The following is a 5,340-nucleotide window of genomic DNA, read 5'->3' as shown; positions in this document are numbered from 1 at the left end:
CATGAAGCGGTCACAAACAGCCTGCAACCGAATGGCTGAAACCGCCAGGCCTGGTAAAACTCTGTATTTTTCGTTCCCACTGTCCTCAGTGGGAACGCATACCAATCGGTCAGGTGTGCGCCGCTTTAAGTCAGTCCTTTTTTAACGAACCACCGGTCTGCATTCTCACGAGGGAGCGTGGGAACGAGTACAAAACTTCGATTCAAAAGCGCGCCTTCCGCGCTTTTTTCATTTTAGTGTCATCTGTGTGTCACGGCCTTGTCCTTTGTGTGGTTTAGGATTAAATTCTTTCGTTCCAACTGGCCTTAGTGGGGGCGAGCAAATGGATTTTATAGCTTTAAAATTGTCATGTATAACTCTTGTATTAATATTGTATATTGTGTAATATAGTTTTTAACTTATGGTTTGGCTCAATATCGATTAAGGATTCAATATGCGCAACAATCAACCTGTGACACAAGACGAATATCCGATTACGGAACAAATGGTGTTGGTGTCCAAAACCGATTTGCACGGCAATATTATCGAAGTGAATGATGCCTTTGAAACGGCCAGTGGGTTTACCCGTGACGAGCTGCTGGGGCAGCCGCACAACTTGGTGCGGCACCCGAGTGTGCCGGAAGCGGTGTTCAAGGATCTGTGGGCGACCCTGAAACAGGGTAGTACCTGGTCGCAGATTCTGAAGAATCGTCGCAAAGACGGCGGTTATTATTGGGTGCGCGCCAATGTCACGCCGGTTTACAAGGAAGGGCAGGTCACCGGTTATATGTCGTATCGCACCAGTGTCACGGCGGCGGAAAAACAGGCGGCGGCACAGGCGTATGAAGACATCTCGCGCGGTCGTTTGAAAATTCGCAAGGCGCGCCTTTATTCCGGTGTGGATTGGCAGCGACTCAATCCGTTTTTGACTTGGCGCCCCGAGTTTCAGCTACTATTGTTTTTGACTGTGTTTGCGGTTTTGCCCACCACGGTTCTGACAATTTTGGCCAATCAGCCGATTTGGGAGGCGCTGGTACTGGCGGCGCTGTTTTTGATTCCGCCTTTCTGGATGATGCGCAGTCTGACAAAGGATTGCACCGCTCGGCAGGAAGATTTGAAAAAAATTGCGTCCGGCGAAATGATTGGGTTGCAGAATACCGATAATTTGAGCTTCAAAGGGCGTTTCCACGACACCATCATCGCGTCGGCGATTGGTGCGCGCTATATTGAGGAGTCCGCTCTTGAACAGTTGGATAAGGCGCGGCAGACGCAAGAAGGGCTGGATCGTGTTTCCGCCAATGTCATGATGACCGATGCTAACTACAATATTACTTACATCAACCAAAATATGGAGCGCTTTTTTAAAGCGCGTGAAGCCAAGCTGCAAACCTTGTTACCCGATTTTCGCACGGAAAACATTGTCGGCAGCAATATTGACGATTTCCACAAAAACCCAGGCCATCAGCGGAGTATGCTGGCGCAGTTGAAGGAGCCTACGTCGCTGGATTTGACGGTGGGGGATATTCACGTTGAGCTATTGATTACCCCCGTCTTTAATCGAAATGGCAATTCGGTAGGCTTGTCGGTGGAATGGCGAGATCGCACACCGGAGGTGGTGTTGCTGGATCAGGTGAAAGCCACCATTGACGGTGCTCGAGCGGGCAATCTGGAACGCCGCATTGACACCAATCAGGTGGAAGGCGTGATCAAAGAGGTCAGCGAAGCGATCAACAGCTTGCTGGAAACGGTTGAAGTGCCGATCAATCAGGCGATTGAAGTCGGTTTGGCGATTTCCGAAGGGCGCTTGACGCAACGCGTTGAAGGCGAATTGTATGGCCGTTTTTCGGTATTGAAAGATGCATTGAATGTGGCCTGTGAAAACATGGGTTCCATGATTAATCAAACCAAACGCGCCGTAACCCTGGTCGGCGACGGCGCAGGGGAGATGAGTCAGTCCAGCATTCAGTTGAATGACCGCACTCAGCAGCAGGCGGCCTCCATTGAGGAAACGGCGGCCACCATGGAGCAGATCACCGCTCAGGTCAAACAAAATGCCGACAATGCTGTGGAAGCCAGTCAGGTGACGCATCAGACCGCCAACCTGGCTGAGGAAGGCGTCAGTGTGATGGCCAATGCGATCGAGTCCATGTCGCAGATTCAAGCGTCCAGTGAGCGCATTAACGATATTATCAGTTTGATTGACAGCATTGCGTTCCAAACCAATTTGCTGGCATTGAATGCGGCGGTGGAAGCGGCGCGTGCCGGAGAACACGGGCGCGGCTTTGCGGTGGTGGCGGGTGAGGTGCGTAATCTGGCACAAAAGTCGTCGGATGCCGCCAAGGAAATTCGCGGGCTGATTGAAGACACGGTGCATAAGGTCACCGAAGGCACGCATTTTGTCAAAGGCTCAGGCGAGTCCTTGAACAGCATTGCACAGTCGATTCAGGATGTGAATAAGCTGATTGATGAAATGGCGCGTTCCAGTCACGAGCAGGCGGATGGCATTGATCAGATTAATCAGGCCATCGGCAATATCGACAGTGCGGTGCAGCAGAATGCGGCGCTGGTGGAAGAATCCACCGCCATTTCCGAACAGTTGGGACATATGTCAACCGACATGATGAACACCGTCAGCCACTTTGAAACCACCGAAAGCGCGACCCAGGCAATTTTCAGTGCGGCGGATACCGCCGGTTTCGACTTTACCCAGGCTCGACGCGCCCACCGTTTGTGGCGGGTGAAGGTCAATGCCTATTTGAACGGCTTGAAATCCGACATCGACCCTGTGACCGCCACCGACGGTTCACGCTGTGAATTGGGGCAATGGATTTATGGCGAAGGACGCGCCTACAGCGGCTTAAATTCTTATCGTGCTTTGGAAAAAGTCCATGCTGAGCTGCACAGCTTTATCGGCCAGATTTTACAGCTGGAAGAAGCCGGTGACATGGATCAAGCCTTAATTGAGCTGGGTCAGTTGGATGCGCTCAGCCTAGAGGTGGTGCAAGCCATTCGTACCCTGGAAGGCGACATTGTCCGCGCCGGACAGACCCAACGACTGAGCTAATCCGCTCTTATCCGCTCAACCCCATAAAGCGCCCCAATCCACCAGGCCTGGCGGAAAGGGCGCCATTATCGTTTGTGTTTTGTCTGGACGGAATTGGGTGCACAAGACGTTGAAATTGTCGATTATCATTGAATCGGCGTAAGGAGTTGAATATGGAGTTGCTACAGCCCGTCACACCGGGTGAAATTTTATTGGAAGAATTCTTAAAGCCGATGGCGCTTTCGCAATATCGTTTGGCGAAAGAAATTCATGTGCCAGCGCAACGCATCAGTGAAATCGTCGCCGGAAAGCGAGCCATCACCGCCGATACGGACTTGCGGCTGTGCCGTTTTTTCGGTTTGTCGAAAGGGTATTGGTTGCGTGCTCAGGTCGAGCACGATACGGAAGTGGCTGAAATCAAACTGGCGGAGGTGATGGCCACCATCACCCCTTTTCAATCATCTGCAAGCGGTCAAACGCTGTCTTAACCTTTCGGTCTTAACCCCTCGGTATTAACTCTTTAACGCCTCACTCACAATCGCTTGCGCTTCGTTTAGAATCTCATCTAAATGCGATTGGCCTTTAAAGCTTTCGGCGTAAATTTTATAGATGTCTTCGGTGCCGGATGGGCGGGCGGCGAACCAGCCGTTTTCGGTGGTGATTTTCAAGCCGCCGATGGCTGCGCCGTTGCCCGGAGCGTGGGTGAGTTTGTCCAGAATCGGCTCACCCGCCAAAGTGTCGGCTTTGACCATCTCCGGCGACAGGTTTTTCAAAATCGCTTTCTGTTCACGGTTGGCCGGTGCGTCGATGCGGCTGTATACCGGGTGGCCGAATTGTTCAGTTAGCTCTTGATACAGTTGGCCTGGGTCTTTGCCGGTGACGGCGGTGATTTCCGCCGCCAATAAATTCATAATAATGCCGTCCTTGTCGGTGCTCCAAACAGTGCCGTCCATTTTCAGGAAAGACGCCCCGGCGGATTCTTCGCCACCAAAGGCGTAGTCGCCGGACACCAAGCCGTCCACAAACCATTTGAAACCGACCGGCACTTCCGCCAGGGTTTTGCCCAAAGAGGCGACGACGCGGTCAATCATCGAGCTGGAGACCAGTGTTTTACCGATTTTAACGTCCGCCGACCAGTTCGGGCGGTGGGTCAACAAGTATTGAATGGCGACGGCGAGATAGTGGTTCGGATTCATCAAACCGACCGACGGGGTGACAATGCCGTGGCGGTCGGTGTCGGTGTCGTTGCCGAAAGCGATGTCGTAATCGTCTTTCAGCGCAATCAGACTGGCCATGGCGTAAGGCGAGGAGCAGTCCATGCGGATTTTTCCGTCCTTATCCACGGTCATAAACGAGAAGGTCGGGTCGACGTGTTTGTTGACGATTTCCAGGTTCAAGCCGTAATGGTCGGCAATCGGTTGCCAGTAATCCACCGCCGCGCCGCCGAGCGGGTCGATGCCCAGCTTGAGTCCGGCGTCTTTGATGGCCTTCATATCGACGATTTTGTCGAGATCTTTAACATACGGCATAACGAGGTCTTCGGCTTTGACGAATTCGGAAGCCATGGCCTCGCTCAGCGGCATACGATTGATGGCTTGCATGTCGGAGATCAGAATCTCATTGGCGCGGTTTTGAATCGCGTCGGTGGCGTCGGTGTCGGCTGGGCCGCCGTTGGGCGGGTTGTACTTAAAGCCGCCGTCTTCCGGCGGATTGTGGGATGGCGTGATGATGACGCCGTCGGCCAAACCGTCTGTGCGGTTTGCGTTATACGTCAGAATGGCGTGCGAAACCACCGGCGTCGGCGTGTAACGGCCATGGCCTTGGATTATGACATTCAGACTGTTGCCGGCAAAGACTTCAATGGCGGTGGCGTGGGCGGCTTCCGACAAGGCGTGGGTGTCCATGCCAATAAAAACAGGGCCGGTGATGCCTTGCGCGTCGCGGTATTCGACAATTGCTTGCGAAATGGCGGCGATGTGGTTTTCATTGAAGGCGGTTTTACTGGCGCTGCCACGGTGACCGGAAGTGCCGAAGGCGACCGCCTGATCCGGATTGCGGGCATCGGGAATCAGGTTGTAGTAGTCGGTCATCAGTTTGGGTATGTTTTCCAGAATGGATTGTGGGGCGGGTTTTCCGGCGTAAGGCGAAAGTGGCATAGCGCATCCTTTTATTGGTCTGATTAGCAGTTGTTCCCCATTATAACCACGGCCTTTTAAAAAATCCCAGCCAATTCCGGCGTTTCATAAAGGTTTCAAGAAATGGCGTTTTTGCCAGGCCTGGTGGTATTTGGTTTTGAACCACGAAGACGCGAAGTCACG

General features: G+C 52.8%; 3 protein-coding genes. 2 read left to right on the top strand and 1 reads right to left on the bottom strand.

What is annotated here, in order from left to right:
- Positions 1–433: 433 nt before the first annotated feature.
- Both ACP5D0_RS09830 and ACP5D0_RS09825 read left to right on the top strand, forming a co-directional pair.
- Positions 434–3,043, top strand: coding sequence for a methyl-accepting chemotaxis protein (locus ACP5D0_RS09830; RefSeq protein WP_472365602.1), 2,610 nt, complete (start codon positions 434–436; stop codon positions 3,041–3,043).
- A gap of 152 nt (positions 3,044–3,195) precedes the next feature.
- Entirely contained in the window at positions 3,196–3,510 is a 315-nt protein-coding gene (locus tag ACP5D0_RS09825; protein WP_472365600.1) for a HigA family addiction module antitoxin, read from the top strand.
- Positions 3,511–3,534: 24 nt separating this feature from the next.
- Here the strand turns inward: ACP5D0_RS09825 and pgm are convergent, their stop codons facing one another.
- Entirely contained in the window at positions 3,535–5,178 is a 1,644-nt protein-coding gene (pgm, locus tag ACP5D0_RS09820; RefSeq protein ID WP_472365599.1) for a phosphoglucomutase (alpha-D-glucose-1,6-bisphosphate-dependent), read from the bottom strand.
- Positions 5,179–5,340 lie beyond the last annotated feature (162 nt).

Origin of the sequence: Hydrogenovibrio sp., from assembly GCF_049975065.1 — a bacterium.
GTDB lineage: Bacteria > Pseudomonadota > Gammaproteobacteria > Thiomicrospirales > Thiomicrospiraceae > Hydrogenovibrio.
Note: the sequence above shows the minus strand (reverse complement) of the source record. Positions and strands in the feature narration are given on the sequence as shown.

Excerpts from the sequence above, each read along its gene's own strand:
- ACP5D0_RS09830 (WP_472365602.1), top strand. The coding sequence starts at position 434 with ATGCGCAACAATCAACCTGTGACACAAGACGAATATCCGATTACGGAA.
- ACP5D0_RS09825 (WP_472365600.1), top strand. The coding sequence starts at position 3,196 with ATGGAGTTGCTACAGCCCGTCACACCGGGTGAAATTTTATTGGAAGAA.
- pgm (WP_472365599.1), bottom strand. The coding sequence starts at position 5,178 with ATGCCACTTTCGCCTTACGCCGGAAAACCCGCCCCACAATCCATTCTG.